A 17347-nucleotide genomic window follows, 5' to 3' on the forward strand; every position below is an offset into this window, starting at 1 on the left:
GCCGCGCGCAGTGAACACGAAAACTTCTCCGGACACAATGCCGCCGTAATCAATCGGCGGCATTATCCTCAACGTTGGATGCTCCGGCGCCTGCGTCCAGCATCAGACGCGCTCTGGCGCGCATCTTTTCCGTTTCGCTCTTCAACTGTCCGCAGGCTGCGAGGATGTCGCGCCCACGCGGCGTGCGAACCGGGCTGGCATAACCGGCACGGAACACGATATCCGAAAACCGCTCAATCGTTTCCCAGTCGGAGCACTCATAGGCGGAACCGGGCCACGGATTGAAGGGAATGAGATTGATCTTGGCCGGAATGCCCTTCAGCAGGCGGACCAACTCACGTGCGTCTGCCGGTGTATCGTTGACGCCCTTCAACATCACGTATTCAAACGTGATGCGGCGCGCATTCGACAAACCGGGATAAGCCCGGCAGGCATCGAGCAGCTGCGCAATCGGATATTTCTTGTTCAGCGGCACCAGCTCGTTGCGCAGGTCGTCGCGCACGGCATGCAGCGAAATCGCCAGCATGCAGCCGATTTCCGCGCCCGCCCGCTCAATGGTCGGCACAACGCCCGATGTCGACAGCGTGATGCGCCGGCGGCCGATGGACAAACCTTCGCCATCGGCAACGACATCCATCGCATCCCTGACGTTGTCGAAATTATACAGCGGCTCGCCCATGCCCATCAGAACGATGTTCGAGACGTAGCGGTTGCCGTCTCCCGGCACGAATCCGTTCTTTGGCGGCTCCGCATCCGGCCAGTCGCCCAGCATGTCACGCGCGACCACGACCTGCGCCACGATCTCCGCCACAGACAGGTTGCGAACAAGGCGCTGTGTGCCGGTGTGGCAGAAGGTGCAGTTCAGCGTGCAGCCGACCTGGCTGGACACGCAGAGCGTGCCACGATCCACTTCAGGAATATAAACGCATTCGATTTCCGCGCCGCGATCGTGCGGCCCAGTCGAGGGCATGCGCATCAACCACTTGCGCGTGCCGTCGGTCGATACCTGCTCGGTCACGACTTCCGGACGATCCAGCGTGTAATGGGATGCAAGCGCGGTGCGCAGACCTTTGGCGATGTTGGTCATCGCCTCGAAATCTGTAACGCCGCGCAGGTAGATCCAGTGCCAGAGCTGCGTGACGCGCATTTTCAGCTCGCGCTCGGGCACGCCGATGGCGGCGAGCGCATCGCGCAGACCCTGACGTGTCATGCCCAGAAGCGACGGCAGACGTGCGGGGACCGACAACTCGACGGGAACGCCCGCCGGGCGCGCGGACAACGTCGAAGCACGCGCTTCCCGCATGCCCGCTGGCGCCTTCCCAATTACCGTCGCCCTGCCGCTCGTCACTGACATCTCATCAGTGACATCACGCGCAACAGCCACCGTCGTCATGCAATTCCCATCCGTCTTGCCCGCTTGTGCGAGCTTGCCACCGGCGTCATCCCGCCGTTACGAAAGGGCGCGTATAGCACGCCACCGCTCAAATAGCCAGAGGGCGGACAGCACGGGAAGATGCCGGATCTTGTCGCCGGACGATTACGGGCATTCGCGTGCGAGACGCTGCAATGCAGCACTGACGCCAGCAAGCGAATACTCGTCCGTAAGGCTCGAGCCACGGGCGGACGTCGATTTGACGGTCAGTTTCGATCCGCCGCGCATGGCCGCCAGCACGGCATTTTCCTGAGCGGCATCCTTCACCCATACGTTGGCGCCGGACGTGACGAGCGCGAATGTCGCGCCACCGTTCACGGTTGCCTGAGCGTCCTGCCCGGGGCGAGTGGGGAAGCCCATCACGAAGCTGATTTCGTTGCGGACATTTTCCTTCGGCCGCGACGACACGAACAGGTAAGCCGGGTCGCGGTTGAGGCCCGCTGGCAGGCGCACCTTCGGCTGCGTCACCGCGTAACAGACTTTCGCGCCGCCCTGTTGCGACGTGTAAACGCTCCAGTCACTGAAAGTGCCTGCGAGCACGGAACCTGCCGGTGCCTGCGCCTGCGCCGGCCCAGCCGGCAATGCGATTGCGAGGACCGAAGCTGCGAAAACGCCCGCGAGGGCGCGTGTCGGAGTCAATCGTATCATGGTCGCATCTTACCCTTTTCCAGCCGGCGCGCGCTGCCGGACTTCATGCCTGGTATCCATTCCGCACACGGCGGACCCTCGAAACCACAAAGGTGGCGTGATCCAAGCCATGACACGGGATGGTAAAATTTCTGTCACCGTCCGCGATAATGCTACAGGGTCAGGTCTTCAAAATGTGCAACCATGCCCCCGCCGACGCATCATTCTGTCAGCAGGCTGGTTCCGTCTGCCCGGAAAGCGCTCTGGAACGCCGAGGTGCTATAGCCCTCAAATCCATCCAAAAAACGGCAAGCGCAGTGCGGTGGCAGCAAAAATTCTGACATGATTTCTGTCATGGCACCCTCTCCGCCGCCAGGGCGATCACAATCGGGCGAGCGCCATGGCATGATTCAAGCCTGTGCAGCTTGTTCCTGCGCACGAATGGCCCGGACGGCCGCATGGGCATCGGCGACGGCATCGTCGATATTGGCCTTGAAATGCACCAGCGGGTGGCGCACCCCATGCAACAGCAGCGTGCGGCGCACACCCGGCCGGGCTCCGGAAATGGAAATCAGCGCCCCGCGCGCGTGGCCCTTGCGCACAAAGCTTTCGATGGTCGAAGCCGCCGTCGAATCAAGGAACGGCACGGCGGAGAAGTCGATCACATAAGCCTTGGGGCGGCGTGCGATCTGGTCCAGCGTCGTGCCGACACTCGCCGCGGCTCCAAAGAAGAACGCGCCGGAGATTCGCGACACCACGACATCGGGGTCGCTCGCCGCCGAGGTGTCGTAGGGCGCGAGCGTCCTGTCCTCGCCGACATCGGATTGATCCTCGGTTCCCAACGACACCGAAGCGGCGTTCTCCACCTCCACGGACTGCGCCATGCGATGCAGAAACAGCAGCGCGCTGAGCGTGAAGCCAACCACGATGCCTTCGACCAGATCGCGGAAAACCGTCAGCAGAAAAGTCGCCGTCAGCACCACGGCATCGCCGCGCGAGGCGCGCAGCAGCGTTGCCACGGCATGTTTTTCCACCATGTTCCACGCCACCGTCGCCAGCACGCCCGCAAGCGCGGCCAACGGAATGAACGACGCCAGCGGCGCGGCGAGCAGGATGAACAGCAGCAGAAACACCGAATGCAGAATGCCGGCCATTGGCCCATAGGCACCCGCGCGCACGTTCGTAGCCGTGCGGGCAATCGTGCCCGTCACGCAGAAGCCGCCAAATAACGCCGAACCGACATTGGCCACCCCTTGCGCCACCAGCTCGCAATTGGAGCGATGCCGGCGCCCCGTCATCGTATCCGCAACCACGGCCGACAGCAGACTCTCGATGCTCCCCAGCAGCGTGAAAGCGATCGCCGCCGGCAGCACGGCAATGATCTTGTCAATGGAGAGCGTTGGCAACTGCGGCGCGGGGAGTGTCTGCGGAATACCGCCGAATCGCGTGCCGATGGTATCCACCGGCAGATCGAACGCCCACGTCACCACGGCGGCCAGCGCCACGGCGATGAGCAGACCCGGCATGCGCGGCCTGTATTCCCGCAGCCCGATGATGATGACGATGGTCGCCGCCGCAAGCAGGAAGGAGGGCACGCTGAAAGTCGGCATGGCATCGGCCAGCGCCGCCAGTTTCTCGAAAATCGGCGACGGCTCGGGACCGGAAAGCGTGAGCCCGAACAGATCCTTGATCTGGCTGGCGAAAATGATAACCGCAATACCGGCGGAGAACCCGACCGTGACTGGATAGGGAATGTATTTGATGAACGTGCCAAGCTGAAGGAAGCCGACAACAGCCAGCAGAATGCCCGACAGCAGCGTGGCCAGAATGAGCCCCTCGATGCCCTGCGTGCTCACCGTGGTCGCGACCAGCACGATGAATGCACCTGCCGGGCCGCCGATCTGGAAGCGGCTGCCGCCCAGCAGCGACACCAGAAAGCCGCCGATGATCGCCGTATACAGCCCGCGATCCGGCCCAACACCAGAGGCGATGGCAATGGCCATCGACAGGGGAAGCGCAACGATGGCGACCGTGAGGCCCGCAATGGCGTCGGCCTTGAAATTGGAGAGCGTGTACCCCTCTCGCATCACGGTGATGAACTTGGGCGTGAACAGCTCCACGAACGACGGCCCGTCCGGAACGTGCTGCCTGGAATCGCCGCGCGATGCCGAAGACGTTTCTCTCGGATGCGATGACATGACGCTCACTCCCGCGCGCCGCCGTATCCAGCGGCACCCTGCCTGATAGCTGCTCCACCCGGTCGTTCCGACAATTTGCGGACCAACGACACATGGCCAAAGACCGACCGGTTTGCCGAATGCGCGACGGATCGTCGGATCCTGAAAGGCCCACGGCACCGGCAAGCCGGAGCAGCGGAGGAGGCGGCGGTCGCCGAGAGACGGCGTCTGCGGTTGCCTGCATCGCTCGCGATACCGGCAGCCGCAGTTTATTGATTCAACTCGTCGAACTCCGAGCGGCCTGCGGCTCCTTCAGCCTCACGCCGCGCCCGCCTTCCGGGCTGGGTGCATGATCGGCGATGAGCACGATGCCGGCGCGATCGAACGCTTCGATCACTTTGGTCAGCGTATCGACGACTCCGCGAACATTCCCCTCGCTTGCCTCCATCCGCTGGATAGTCGGCAAGGAAACGCCCGCCAGCTCGGCGAGCTGGCGCTGGTCGATTCCGAGAAGGGCGCGGGCGGCGCGCATCTGAGCGGCGCTGATCACACGAGGAATCCGATATCAATCATTCGAAAAGCTATATCACCCATCATAAGTGATGTCAAAAACATCATTGTTAAATTTATTAACATGAAAAGGGGTGCATCAGGTCCATGGAGACTATCGGAACAGCCGGGGGATACGATGCTGTGAAGGCCGCGACTCTCAAGGCTGGATACGGCCTTGCGGTGGAACCTCGCTCCGATTGACGCGTTATTTTTGGTAAGAGGCATCGTTCAATGAATCGAAGCTTGATCATGGCTTCATTCTTCTGGACAATGATGCCTGTTCCTTATGCAGGATGGGATTTGCCGCATGGCAACTCCATCGACGTGCTTTTCGGGAGGTTGACATGACGGCATCACACCACGGCCCCATCGACGACGACTCCAACGGCCGGTCGAAAGAGGAAGCAGATGAGCGGCTCGATGAAGAGCTGGAGGACAGCTTTCCTGCGAGCGATCCGCCGGCTGCCATCAGCCCCGGTTCTGGTGAAGATCCCAAGCTTGGTGACGATGCCCCGCGCAAGGAACATCCGAGCAAGAATAACCCACCAGCCTGACGGCACTGTCATTTAGAAACAAAAATCCGCCGGAGACGACAAATGTCTCCGGCGGATTTTTCATATGGTCTAGAGCATTTCGGCATTTCGTTGAAACGCAGAAGTGCTCTATCTTATTGGTTTTACGCGTTTTCTTCACGCAAAGCGGTATCCACTTTGCTTGAAAACGCTTTAATGACGATTAGCGATGCCATCCGCCGGGATCAAACGTCCACTGGTTGCCACGCTGCACCCACCGTGGGTCGCGGTGACGATAGCCGGGGCGTTCGCGCACCCACTGCCCCGAAACCCATACATGGCTCCGGCGGCGGTTATCCCAAGACCAATATCCCGGAACCCACACGTGGCCACGCCGCGGAGGCGGACGACGCTCCCGGCGCGGTGCGGGCGGCGGCGGCATTCTGCCACGACCGCCTTGAGGACCGCCTTGGGGGGCACCTTGTGGACCGCGATGCGGCGGCGGGCCGGAGGGCCTTGAACCCGGACCGGGGCCGGGACCATAATGCTGCTGTGCCTGCGCAGTTGCCGCTACACCCGCAAGCGGGGCAGCAATGCCTGCCAGCAAAATCGCGTTGAGAAAAGACCGTCTCGATACCATGCTGCTCTCCCTATCGAAACACACCAGAGCACCAGATGTTCTGATGACATCAGGCCACGCGCTCCAGTTGCCGCATTTGACTGCAATTCGCGTTCAACTCGATGGATCGGCTTGAACGTCGACTGCCCTGAACAGACGCCACGCCGAACAAAAAAGCGTTCAGTCGTTATGTATCAGTATTCCGCCAGAATCGTACGAAAGAATGGCAGAAGCAACGCATGAAGAAGAATGACAAGAATTTAATATTTGAATAAGATAGCAGGCAATATTTTACTTTTTGTTAATATTAAATGGCCTGAGCTTGTCTGTTCTGACGATATCTTCAGGCACGGTAACAGCTATCCTGCCCTGAAATATCCGGACGGCGGCCGCAGACCGGGGATCGGCAAAACCCTCCCCACGCGCCCGAAAGCTTTTCGAGCGCGCAAGTTTCCGAAGCGGAGGGGAGACTAATTGCGGTGAGGCGTCTCTGGCGTCGGGATGAGGTAAGGCGCAACGACGCGGACATTTCGCCGACCGCCATCGGGTGAGGTCGCCGAAATCAGCATCCCTTCCCGACGCGAGATGGTTGCACCCGCATCTGTAAGGCCGGGGCCGATACCCGCTGATTCACCCCCGGCCGTGGGAACGGCGGCGGCATCGGCGATATCCTCGGCATCGGCCGCCGTGTCGGCCTGAGAAACGCGCGACGCCGACCGCGCTCCGGCAGGACGGGACAGCTCCCGTGCCTTTTCAGCCGTTACGACGATATCGCTTTCCTGCGGCGCGATCAGCGACTGCGCGGCTTGCAGCGCGTGTTCCCAGGTTTCGCCCTGTTGCAGGCAAGCTGCCTCGGGAACGAGACGTTTTTGATAAGCACGCGCATTCGGCAACGAGCTGTAGGGCACTCCGGATGCGCTCTGGGCGCGCTCGATGGTGCCGCCCTGCGACATGAAGAACAGTTCCGTGCGGGTTGCCGGGCACTGCGCCTGACAGACCTGCTGCGCTTGCGCAACACCCTGGAAGGGGCCGCCAAGCGGGAAAAAGAACCCGTCCGCCAGCCTGACGCAAACAGGCTGCGAACCGCCCGAAGCGCGCTCCTCGCGCGGGGCTTCAGGAAGAGCGTTGCTGACGTCTGCCTGCGGCATTTCCGGCGGGTAGTCGCTCTCCTGCGGGCTACCGAAAATACGCTCGAAGAAGCCGCGCGGCCGCTCCGGCACGTTGGCGCAGTGGCGATCGAGCGCGGCTTGCAATTGCCGCCGCCGCGCCTGGTTGCGCGGCCCACCCCCGAGCCTGTCGGCATAGGCCAGCATCTCGTTCAGGTTGGACTGCATCTGCTGCATGTGCGCGCGCAGCGGGGCGCACTCGCCGGGCGTGCGGAAGTTGTCGGTACGGGTGCAACCGATCTGGTTGAAATAGGCGCGGGTGCGATCAAGCTCGCCGCGCTGACGTTGCGCCGCCACGAGATATTCCTGCGCGCGGGGATCGACGCCACGCGACAGACCGTTGAGTTCTGCACGATAGGCAGAGCAATCGATGGCCTGCGCAGCAGCCCCGCCGACACCGGCTGTGGTTATCGCAAGGAACGTCAGAATACCGAACAGGCGGGAGTGTGCTGCCAATCGGAAGCGCCCTGCCAAGCCAGAGGATGCGGGGAGAAGCCGTTCCCGTGCTGCCTGACGCATTGATGTCTGCCTGATCGATTCTGTGGCCACGTATCTGCTCGACGTCCGGTTCATGCGAAAACTCAAGGCAGGCAGCCCCCATGCCTGCCGATGTCCTGCCTTAGCATCCAGTTTATATGCTTAACCAGCTTTTCCGTAGCTTGTCTTCTGACAAAGCCGCGGTCATGCACAGCAGGATGACCGTCGCATCCCCGGCATATCCGGGATTTACGCGCCGTCGCCGGGGCACACACGGCGACGATCACAATCTCTTGCGCCGGCATGCGGCGGGATAACGTATGCTGCGAGAAAGCGATTCACCGCTCATGACGCTTTCCTGACGCCATGCTCCCCTCTGCCGAAACCGTCAGACTTCGGGAAAGCGGGACGGGCGCTTGTCCACAGTGTCGTGCTCGGCGCTGTCGATGCCGGCCCGCTCCAGAAGATGGGCCATGATTCGCTCGAATGCGGCGAGATCGTCCTCCGGCAACCCGGCGGTCAGGTTCTGAGAGTGTTCGAGCGCTGCGGGCACGATCAGCGCATAGGTGTTCGCGCCGGCTTCCGTCAGCGACAGGAAGGCCTCGCGCCGGTCGCGCTCGTTGGCGCGGCGCACCAGCAGGCCCCGCTCCTCCAGCGTTGCAACGGCACGGGAGACCTTCGTCTTGTGCATCTGGCTGTGCGCGCCTATGTCGCGGGCCGTCATCGGGCCGAATTCGCCGAGCGTGGCGATCAGCCGCCACTCGGGAATGCCGAAACCGAAGCGCTCGTTATAGAGCCGATCGAGGCCCCCGGCCACGACATGCGCGAGGACGTTGAGGCGGAAAGGCAGAAAGCGGCTCAGCGCCAGCGGTTCTGCGGGAGTGTCCGTCATGCTGCCAGACCTTGCAAGATGTGTTTGAATCATGCCCGCCGCGAGTAGAGAACGGGCATGCCTCAAGGGTAGCTGTGAAAACAACTTCAATGAAATAACGCGATCGCCGCCTTGCGGCAATCCCGCCCCGGACACATCTGCAGCAAATACGCGGCTCCCGGCGCATACCGGACGCCGTAACGGCCGCCCGGCAGCCGGGAAACGCGGGCGCGGGCCGGGTTTTTGCTGTATGAGTTTGCTGCCAGAGCCGGAGAGCCCCGCCTCCGATCAGCCGTGGAGAAGTCGATGCCCCTCTCATCCGCTCGTCAATCGTTCAGCCGCCTCGCCTATCGTGGCCTCGCCGCGCTCGCAACCGCCGGCAGGGACAGGTTGCTAGCGCCCATGCTGCTGGCGTTGGCGCTGATGCTGCCCCTCGGCGGCGCGACAGCGTGGGCAGATGGCCCGGACCTCATTTTCAAGAAATCCACGGTGTGGAAAATGCTGACGCCAGACCACAAGCTCGCGGTGTACGGCATCGACGACCCGGTCGTGTCCGGCGTCGCCTGCCATTTCACCACACCGGAAAAGGGTGGGCTGGGGGGCTTCTTCGGGGTGTCCGAAGAAGTGTCGGACATCTCATTGTCCTGCCACCAGACCGGGCCGATTTCTTTCAACGAGAAATTCGAGCAGGGCGATGTCGTGTTCAGCGAACGCCGCTCGCTGCTCTTCAAGCGCATGCAGATCGTCCGTGGCTGCGATGAGAAGCGCAACACGCTGATCTACCTTGTATATTCCGACAAGCTCATCGAGGGATCGCCCAAGAACGCCACCTCCGCCGTGCCGGTCACGCCTTGGGGCGGCGGCGAGGCCCAGCGCTGCGCCGACTGGCTGAAGCGGTGAACAACTGCATTATCCGCATGATCGGAAATTGCAGAGCCTTGCCATCGATATTTGCATTTGTTACAAAACTGCGTCGCTGGGCGTGATGATCCGGCTTTCAGGAGGATGTGAGCGTGGTCGTCTCCCGCTCCCGTGGTGCGTTCAAGGCTCTGGCCGCCGGCATTGTTGCCGAGGCCGGCATGCGCTCGCGCCCGCCGCATTCCTCGCTGCTTCTCCCCCTTCTTCTCCTTAGCTGCCCCTGAGGGCTGGCCGGGTTTTGCCCTGGCCTTCAGGGGGCATTCGACGGCGGCGCACCGCTCCGGCGTGCCGACGCATTTTCCGGCAAACCCGGGGACATGACGTCCCTGTCCCAGTCCCGGAGCGCTTGTCCAGCGGATGACACCATCTCATCGACAGGAAGGCGCCCGATATCGAAATGATCTCATCCCGCCGCAGGCGACAGATCGATTCTTGAAGAAAGACCGGCTCATGAACACGGCAGCGAGCAACGCCACGAACAACGGCCAGACCGGCCCCAAAGATCACATCATTATTTTTGACACCACCCTGCGCGACGGTGAACAGTGCCCCGGCGCATCCATGACCTTCGAGGAGAAGCTGCAGATCGCAACCATCCTCGACGAGATGGGTGTGGACGTGATCGAGGCCGGCTTTCCCATCGCCTCCGACGGCGACTTCGAATCCGTGCGCGAGATCGCCGGCAGGGTGAAGCGCTCCGTCGTATGCGGGCTGGCGCGCGCCAACCCTGCTGACATCGACCGCGCTGGCGAGGCAATCAAGCCCGCGGCGCGTGGCCGCATCCACACCTTCATCGGCACATCGCCGCTGCACCGCCAGTTTCAGTTGCAGCTCGACAAGGAGCAGGTGTTCGAGCGCGCCGTCGCCTCGGTCAAGCGCGCCCGCAACTACACGGACGACGTTGAGTGGTCGCCGATGGATGCAACCCGCACCGAGCACGATTATCTGGTTCGCATCATCGAGGCGGCCATCGACGCGGGCGCGACCACCATCAACATTCCGGATACTGTCGGCTATGCCACGCCGGAGGAATATTACGAACTGGTGCGCACGCTGATCGAGCGCGTGCCCAATTCCGACAAGGCGATCTTCTCCACCCATTGCCATGACGATCTCGGGCTGGCGGTGGCCAACTCGCTGGCAGGCGTGCGTGCCGGTGCCCGCCAGATCGAGTGCACCATCAACGGCCTCGGTGAGCGTGCCGGCAACGCGGCGCTGGAAGAGGTGGTGATGGCCATCCGCACGCGCGCGGACATCCTGCCCTATGACACCGGCATCGATGCCACGCATCTGATGCGCGCCTCGAAGCTGGTATCGACGGTGACGTCCTTCCCCGTGCAGTACAACAAAGCCATCGTCGGCCGCAACGCCTTCGCCCACGAGAGCGGCATCCATCAGGACGGCGTGCTGAAGAACGCGCAGACCTATGAAATCATGACCCCGGAATCGGTTGGCGTCAGCAAGAACGCGCTCGTCATGGGCAAGCATTCGGGCCGTCATGCGTTCCGCGAAAAGCTGAAGGAACTGGGCTTCAACCTGGGCGAAAACGCCGTGGAAGACGCCTTCAAGCGTTTCAAGGATCTCGCCGACCGCAAGAAAGACGTCTACGACGAGGATATCGAGGCGCTGGTGGGTGACGAAATCCTCACCGGACACGACAGAATCAAGCTGGTGTCCCTGTCCATCGCGGCCGGAACGACGGGTCCGCAGACCGCCGCCATCACCCTCGACATCGGCGGTGTCGAGCGCGAGGCGAAGGGTGAAGGCAATGGCCCGGTCGATGCGGTCTTCAACGTCATCAAGGCACTCGTGCCGCATGATGCAACGCTGGAGCTGTATCAGGTGCATGCCGTCACCGGCGGCACGGATGCGCAGGCTGAAGTGTCGGTGCGCCTGAAATCTCCCACCGGCGTCGTGACTGGCCGCGGCGCGGAGCCGGATACGCTGGTGGCTTCGGCCCGCGCCTATCTCTCGGCGCTGAACCGTCTCGAAGCGCGCGGCGCGCGCATTCAGGTGCACGCCTTCACGCCGTAACATCAATAGGCCGATGGCTGACGCCGATCATGTGTCAGCCATCGGTCCGGTCTCCGTGTGGCGCTATGGAAGGCCCCGCCCTTACAGGCCGCTGGCCTCGGAAAACAGGTCGTGCACGACCTTGTCTCTTCTCGCGGCAGAGGATGCGACGCTAACCTTTTCCTCGGCAGTCAGGCGGGCGAAGACCAGCGTCCGCCCGTTCTTCGTAGCCCATCCAACGAACCAGCCCCTGTAACGATCCGCAGCATCCGCCTGTCCAGCTTGCGTCGCGAGTCCGGCGCCGGTCTTGCCATAGACATGCCAGCCGCCAGGCTGAAGCCCCTGATCGATCAGAGCGCCGGTCATATCATAAGCCGTGTCGCTGACTAGCAACTGCCGCATCGCGACCTTGCGCAGAAACGCAACCTGTTCGCGGGGAGAAATTTTTAGCGACCGCAGCCAGGCATATGTCAGGCCGTTATTCTTGCCGGCCTCGCCACTGAGATCCATGTCTCCATATTGAAACGTCTGGACATAATTCCGGAAACGCGGCTCGCCCAGTTTCCGGGTCATTTCCTGCGAATACCACACGACGGAATCTTTCATCCATTTCGCGGGATCTGTCGTGTGACGCCACGATGGACGCCAGTCGGCGTAACCTTCCTTGAACGGCAGCGCCGGAGACTGCGCATCTTTCAGGATTCCCGCATCGAAGCCCATGAGGCTGATGGGTATCTTGAAAGTCGATGCCGCAACGGCTCGCTCGTCGCAACGCCCCTCCTCTTTGACAATCTCGCCACTCGCCGCATCGGCAACGATTGTGCAGATGGTGGAGGCATGGGCCTCATCGGCGAGGGCCGGAATCGCCGCCGAAATCAGCGCAGCCAGGATCAGGCGCGCGGGCAACTTATGTTTGAACAATAAAGCCATATTCCCGTTGATCTTCGGCATGGGCGCCGGCAAGGGCACCGGCATGAGCGCCGATATAGGCGGCGGCCTGACAGCGCTGTTCTTGAGCAGCGTACGGGTTTGGCGTACACCATGCACTTTACTCGGGGGTAAATGGCCATGGCAGGCGAGCATACGGACGACGAATCACAACGTGGGGAATCGAACGCCGCAACGGCGGCCGTGCTGGTGATCGGCGATGAAATCCTTTCCGGTCGCACACAAGACCGCAATATCGGCTACATCGCCCAATATCTGACGGGCATCGGCATCGACCTGCGCGAGGCGCGGGTGGTGGCGGATGTCGAGGATGAAATCATCGCCGCCGTGGACGCACTGCGGGCGCGATATACCTACGTCTTCACCACCGGCGGCATTGGCCCCACGCACGACGACATCACCGCCGATGCCATCGCCAAGGCTTTCGGTGTTCCGCTCGAAGAGCATCCGCGCGCCATCGCCGCCCTGCTGAAATATCTGCGCCCAGAAGATCTGAACCCCGCCCGCAGGCGCATGGCGCGCATCCCGCAAGGGGCGAAGCTCGTGAACAACCCGGTTTCGAAGGCACCGGGCTTCTGGATCGGCAATGTCATCGTCATGGCGGGAATTCCCTCGGTGATGCACGCGATGCTGGACAATGTCGCAACTGAGTTGCGCACCGGCGTCCCCGTGGTATCCCGCACCATCAAGGCGACATGCAAAGAAGGCGACGTGGCGGAAGGACTGGGCACGATCGCCCGCAACCACGCCAACGTGGCAATCGGCAGCTATCCTTACTTCTCGGAGGGAACGTCAGGCACGAATATCGTGCTGCGCTCGCGCGACGCGGACGCCCTGGAGACGGCCTATAATGAGGTGGTGCAGCTGGTGGCAACCGTCCGTCACACCGGCGCATCGCCGTTCTGATGCGCTTTCGCGGGCGCATCCCGGTAAAAACGGGTACCGCTCGCCGTTTTCATGTGATAATTGCGTCCTCCGTTTCGGACAAAGGTATTTTTCATGACACTGCCTTCGCAGAAAGCGTTCCCGGTTTCCTGGGACCAGTTCCACCGCGACGCGCGCGCACTGGCGTGGCGTCTTCACGAAGCCGGCCCGTTCGAGGCGCTGGTGTGCGTCACCCGCGGCGGGCTCGTGCCCGCGGCGATTATCGCGCGTGAACTGGAAATCAGGCTGATCGAAAGCGTCTGCATCGCGAGCTATCACGATTACGCGAAGCAGGGCGAGTTGCAGCTCATCAAGGACATCGCCCCATCCCTGCGCGCCAATGGCGGCAAGGGTGTGCTCGTGGTCGACGACCTCGTGGATACCGGCAAGACGCTGGCCCTTGTGCACACCCTGCTGCCCGACGCGCACTATGCCGCCATCTACGCGAAACCGCAGGGGCGGCCCTTGGTGCACACCTTTATCACCGAAGTCTCGCAGGACACGTGGATCTATTTCCCGTGGGACATGGGGCTGACCTTCCAGCCGCCGATCAGGAACGGCGCACCCGGCTGATCCCGGCCATCCGGGCAAACGCCCGTCACGGCCACCTTCGCATCCTGTGCGTAAGACATACCCCGCCGACCCAAGACAAGCGGTTTGATATTGACCTTGGGCCGGCAAATCCGTATTGGAATGCGGATTGCATCGTGTTTGCGAAACAAGCGCCTCGGAATTAGGTTTGTGATTCCGCAGACAACGATCCGGTTTTGGTGAACGAGCGCGTAGCTCAGCTGGTAGAGCAACTGACTTTTAATCAGTAGGTCCTGGGTTCGAGCCCCAGCGCGCTCACCAAAAACTCCGAATGATAGCGGCGCTATCACCGTTTCATAAAGCGCCCGATACGCTATCAGCCCTGCGGGCCAACGGTCTGCTGGTTTTCCAGCAATTTGTCGACCAGCCTGTCGTGTACGTAATGCGGGCCGTCGAACAGATAAATGTCGTGGCCTTGCATGGCGTTGATCTGAATGGCCAGTTCCTCCGCCGAGGCTGGCCTGAAACCGCCTTTGCCATCCGGCCGGAAGGCCTCGACGATGACACGCAGGCGTTCCGCGCCCAACCCCGCCGCGAGGGTATCGGCGTATTGTCGCGCCGTGGCCGCGTCGCGCGCATGGACGCCAACTCCGTCCTGAAACAGAATGCCGACATCCTCGGGCAGCCACCCGGTGAGCCATTGCGTCAACGTGTCCGCCCCGACATTGGCGCTGTCATACACGCTGATCCACAGCGGGCGTGGCAGCTTCTCAAGTTGCTCAACGAGCGCCGGCGCGTCCTGCCATGTCGGATCGACCTCAACAGGAAAGTACCAACCGGTAACATTAAGCGGCGTCGGCAGGCTGGCGACCAGTGCCGACAACTCCGCGAGCCGCTCAGCGCCAGCCCGCGCTTCCTGCTCGCTGAAACGGCCTGCCATCCCCAGAATGACCGACTTGGCCCACGGCTGTTTTGCGATGCGATCCCAGTCCGGCATGCGCGGCGCCGGTTTCAGCCCCGTGCCCGGCATGAAGGCCAACTCGTCGACGACCATCCACTGGATGATCAGTTCATCCGCGCCAAGCCGGTGCCAGTTGCCCTGCGCACCGACGGTGGCATTGTCAACCTGCCAGACAGTGCCCTTGATCATTCCCATCTGCCGATCATGAGAGGACCAATACAGCCTGAGGCAGGCGATAACAGCAATGATGAAGATCGCGGCAAGCGCAATAGCCTTTCTTTTGCCGCACCATTTCCCCACTTCAGATCTCCGCTCACCAGATCGTACAGGAAAGCAGGCTACCGGAGACAGTGAGGTTCCCGGCCCTGTCGCCGACCGAAGCGCCGGATCGTTTGACGGATCAGGCCGCGCCCCAGCTTCGATGCTTCCCGCGACGTTCAGTTTTTACAATAAACCAGACGCACCGGCGACAAAGTACTAAGGGTTTAAGCTTGCGCGAGACTCTGCAGCGCGCCGGCGTTGTTCTGCTATGGCCGCATCGAGGTTTTCACGGGTAATAATGCCGTGCGAGAGGAAATACTCACCAACCCGGCCATCCCTCTGCGACACGTAATTCTGCATGGCCTCGCTCACCACCTCGGGCTTTATACCACCGATCTCGACGAGAATATCGCCGAGCAGCGGGACATCGGTGGCTTCTGGATGAATATCCCCGCGAACGCCCCTGTGGGCGAGGAGCAACCGCAACCCGGAGGATATCTGGCTGTCGCGCAGGATAAACTGCCGGGGCATGTAGCCGATAGCTGCCTCTATCTGCTTCTCGCCAGCTTCATCGATCGGGGTCGAAACGCCAAGCATAATCTCGCCGTTTCCGCGCAACGGCAGAACACGCCAGCGAACAGCGAGTTCGAGCGGCAACGCGTTCTTCGCCAGCAGGCTGCCGATGTCCTCGACATCCAGCCTTTCCAGCGACGACTGGAACGCCACAGCTTCGGCAATGGTGCTCTCGTCGATCAATCCTTCCCGCACCAGCAGCGAACCGAGCGGCAAGGGTACCGCTTTCTGCTTGTCGAGCACCTGTTCCACGGTTTTTTCATCGATGACGTGCCAGGAGACCAGCAGCGCGCCCAGACGCTTGCGGTCGAGGACAAGGCCATCGCCCGTGGGAAAGTCGTGCATGGTCTTGTCCCACACCAGCGGCCTGCCCAGAAGAACGTGCTGCAAGTAGAGCTTCCATGCCCGCGACATGGCCATGAAGTTCACGAAATTGCCAACGACCATGCGCGGCACCGCCAGCAGCGCGTGCTCCCACCCGAACGTACGCCCGGTGAAATACATGCGCTGCGCAACGCGCAAGGCAAGCACGATGCCGTTGGCGATAAACAGATACTTGATCCAGCCTTCCAGATAGATCAGCGGCGGATAGGCCGTGCTCCAGAAGCCGAACAGGCGAGCCCCTTCAAGCACCAGAAACTGCAGCACGAGCAGGTAAGCGAAGATCGTCACGAATGACGTGACCATGCCCTTGCGGTCTCGCAGCATGAGGTAGCGTTCCGCCAGCGTCCCTTGCCAACCGAGCTGTGCCCAGCCCTGAAAGCAGATACCCAGCGCCCAGCGGGCCTTCTGCCTGTAGGATGTCGTGAACGTGTTGGGAAAATACTCGCGAACGCATAGCGGCATCGTGATGGTTTCATCGCGGGGCTTGCCGAAGCCGAACCACGGCGTGCGGCGCACGCGATACTGCGTCGGGAAACGGGCGATGATGCAACGCATGCCATGCTCGGCGAGCCGCACGCCGATATCGTAGTCTTCCGTCAGGGTCTGGGTATTGAAAGGCTCGTTGTTGTCCTCGGACGCCAGCACCAGCAGGGCGCGGCGGGAGAAACAGGTTCCGACGCCGGCGGATGGCACCATGCCGGTCATGCTTTCACGCACGACCAGATCCTTGCCGTGCCATTCCGCGAACTCATCCATGTAGACGCCCACGACAAACTCATACCACTCGCGTTCGAGAGAGTTGACGGGGATCTGGATGAGGTCCATCCGCGGCAGCAGGTAATTGAAGAACTTCAGCTCCAGCGGGTGGAGCACATCCTCGCTGTCGTGCAGGATAACGCCGGCGAACTCGATTCCCAGAATCTTCTCGTGGCGGAAAATCGCCTGCACAACCCAGTTCAGGCAGTCCGCCTTGCAGGTCGGGCCGTCGTGCGGCACCTCGACGCGCACGAGCTGGCGATAACGCAGGCGCATGCGCTCCACCTCGGCAATCGTGCGGCTGTCATTGCGATAGGTGCCGACAAAAATGGTGTAGGCGCGATAGTCAAGCGTCTGCACCATGTTTTCGAGCATTGGCGCGATCACATCGTATTCGAGCCATGCCGGCACCATAATGGCGATGGGCTGCTCCGGTTTTTCCAGCAACTGCTCTTCGCGCAGCGGCTGATACCAGCGCTTGATCGTCAGCGACCGCCATATCTCACGCGCCCAGAACCAGCCATCGATGAACAAGTCATCGATGCTGGAAATCAGGATGATGAGAGCCGCGACGACAGCCAGGGTTTCCAGCGTCGCATAATAGTCCGCAACGGCGTAAGGCCAGTACAGGGACATCCGAACTAT

16 protein-coding genes and 1 tRNA gene are annotated in these 17347 nt (G+C 61.8%); 6 read left to right on the top strand and 11 right to left on the bottom strand.

Features of this window, described 5'->3' with window-relative positions; all coding sequences use genetic code 11:
- Positions 1–49 precede the first annotated feature (49 nt).
- The 5 genes from rlmN to FHS81_RS00105 all read right to left on the bottom strand — a co-directional run bounded on the left by rlmN (position 50) and on the right by FHS81_RS00105 (position 4786).
- Positions 50–1354, bottom strand: a complete 1305-nt coding sequence (rlmN, locus tag FHS81_RS00090; RefSeq protein WP_428982421.1) for a dual-specificity RNA methyltransferase RlmN — start codon at positions 1352–1354, stop codon at positions 50–52.
- A gap of 183 nt (positions 1355–1537) precedes the next feature.
- Positions 1538–2080 carry an invasion associated locus B family protein gene (locus FHS81_RS00095; protein WP_183750020.1) on the bottom strand — a complete coding sequence of 181 codons (543 nt, stop codon included), beginning with the start codon at positions 2078–2080 and terminating at the stop codon, positions 1538–1540.
- Positions 2081–2280: 200 nt separating this feature from the next.
- Entirely contained in the window at positions 2281–2415 is a 135-nt protein-coding gene (locus tag FHS81_RS19120; protein ID WP_281374392.1) for a hypothetical protein, read from the bottom strand.
- A gap of 54 nt (positions 2416–2469) precedes the next feature.
- On the bottom strand, positions 2470–4257 hold the full coding sequence (locus FHS81_RS00100; RefSeq protein WP_183750021.1) for a SulP family inorganic anion transporter: 1788 nt from the start codon (positions 4255–4257) through the stop codon (positions 2470–2472).
- A gap of 256 nt (positions 4258–4513) precedes the next feature.
- Complete coding sequence (locus tag FHS81_RS00105; RefSeq protein ID WP_183750022.1) at positions 4514–4786, bottom strand: helix-turn-helix domain-containing protein; 273 nt, start codon at positions 4784–4786, stop codon at positions 4514–4516.
- 346 nt (positions 4787–5132) lie between these two features.
- Between FHS81_RS00105 and FHS81_RS00110 the strand changes: the two genes are divergently transcribed.
- Complete coding sequence (locus tag FHS81_RS00110) at positions 5133–5342, top strand: hypothetical protein (RefSeq protein WP_183750023.1); 210 nt, start codon at positions 5133–5135, stop codon at positions 5340–5342.
- A gap of 181 nt (positions 5343–5523) precedes the next feature.
- Here the strand turns inward: FHS81_RS00110 and FHS81_RS19235 are convergent, their stop codons facing one another.
- The 3 genes from FHS81_RS19235 to FHS81_RS00125 all read right to left on the bottom strand — a co-directional run bounded on the left by FHS81_RS19235 (position 5524) and on the right by FHS81_RS00125 (position 8454).
- Positions 5524–5940 carry a YXWGXW repeat-containing protein gene (locus FHS81_RS19235; RefSeq protein WP_183750024.1) on the bottom strand — a complete coding sequence of 139 codons (417 nt, stop codon included), beginning with the start codon at positions 5938–5940 and terminating at the stop codon, positions 5524–5526.
- Positions 5941–6389: 449 nt separating this feature from the next.
- Positions 6390–7541 carry a DUF2865 domain-containing protein gene (locus tag FHS81_RS00120; protein WP_183750025.1) on the bottom strand — a complete coding sequence of 384 codons (1152 nt, stop codon included), beginning with the start codon at positions 7539–7541 and terminating at the stop codon, positions 6390–6392.
- Positions 7542–7950: 409 nt separating this feature from the next.
- Entirely contained in the window at positions 7951–8454 is a 504-nt protein-coding gene (locus FHS81_RS00125) for a MarR family winged helix-turn-helix transcriptional regulator (protein WP_183750026.1), read from the bottom strand.
- 381 nt (positions 8455–8835) lie between these two features.
- On the opposite strand from FHS81_RS00125, the gene FHS81_RS00130 reads away from it, so the two are divergent.
- Together FHS81_RS00130 and FHS81_RS00135 are read left to right on the top strand one after the other, a co-directional pair.
- On the top strand, positions 8836–9333 hold the full coding sequence (locus FHS81_RS00130) for a CreA family protein (RefSeq protein ID WP_183750707.1): 498 nt from the start codon (positions 8836–8838) through the stop codon (positions 9331–9333).
- A 468-nt stretch (positions 9334–9801) separates the two neighbouring features.
- On the top strand, positions 9802–11385 hold the full coding sequence (locus tag FHS81_RS00135; RefSeq protein ID WP_183750027.1) for a 2-isopropylmalate synthase: 1584 nt from the start codon (positions 9802–9804) through the stop codon (positions 11383–11385).
- An 81-nt stretch (positions 11386–11466) separates the two neighbouring features.
- On the opposite strand, the gene blaOXA is transcribed toward FHS81_RS00135, so the two are convergent.
- A complete protein-coding gene (gene blaOXA, locus FHS81_RS00140) occupies positions 11467–12285 on the bottom strand; it encodes a class D beta-lactamase (RefSeq protein WP_210281485.1) in 819 nt (272 codons plus the stop codon).
- A gap of 147 nt (positions 12286–12432) precedes the next feature.
- Between blaOXA and FHS81_RS00145 the strand changes: the two genes are divergently transcribed.
- The 3 genes from FHS81_RS00145 to FHS81_RS00155 all read left to right on the top strand — a co-directional run bounded on the left by FHS81_RS00145 (position 12433) and on the right by FHS81_RS00155 (position 14088).
- The gene (locus FHS81_RS00145) at positions 12433–13218 is read left to right on the top strand and encodes a competence/damage-inducible protein A (RefSeq protein WP_183750029.1); all 786 of its coding nucleotides are present in this window, start codon (positions 12433–12435) and stop codon (positions 13216–13218) included.
- 93 nt (positions 13219–13311) lie between these two features.
- Complete coding sequence (gene gpt / locus FHS81_RS00150) at positions 13312–13809, top strand: xanthine phosphoribosyltransferase (protein ID WP_183750030.1); 498 nt, start codon at positions 13312–13314, stop codon at positions 13807–13809.
- 203 nt (positions 13810–14012) lie between these two features.
- Positions 14013–14088: transfer RNA gene (locus FHS81_RS00155), tRNA-Lys, on the top strand.
- 55 nt (positions 14089–14143) lie between these two features.
- On the opposite strand, the gene FHS81_RS00160 is transcribed toward FHS81_RS00155, so the two are convergent.
- Both FHS81_RS00160 and FHS81_RS00165 read right to left on the bottom strand, forming a co-directional pair.
- Positions 14144–14917, bottom strand: coding sequence for an alpha-amylase family protein (locus tag FHS81_RS00160; RefSeq protein ID WP_210281486.1), 774 nt, complete (start codon positions 14915–14917; stop codon positions 14144–14146).
- Between the two features lie 288 nt (positions 14918–15205).
- Positions 15206–17338, bottom strand: coding sequence for a glycosyl transferase family protein (locus FHS81_RS00165; RefSeq protein WP_183750032.1), 2133 nt, complete (start codon positions 17336–17338; stop codon positions 15206–15208).
- Positions 17339–17347: the final 9 nt, after the last annotated feature.

It is taken from the genome of Pseudochelatococcus contaminans, from assembly GCF_014195635.1.
Classification (GTDB): domain Bacteria; phylum Pseudomonadota; class Alphaproteobacteria; order Rhizobiales; family Beijerinckiaceae; genus Pseudochelatococcus; species Pseudochelatococcus contaminans.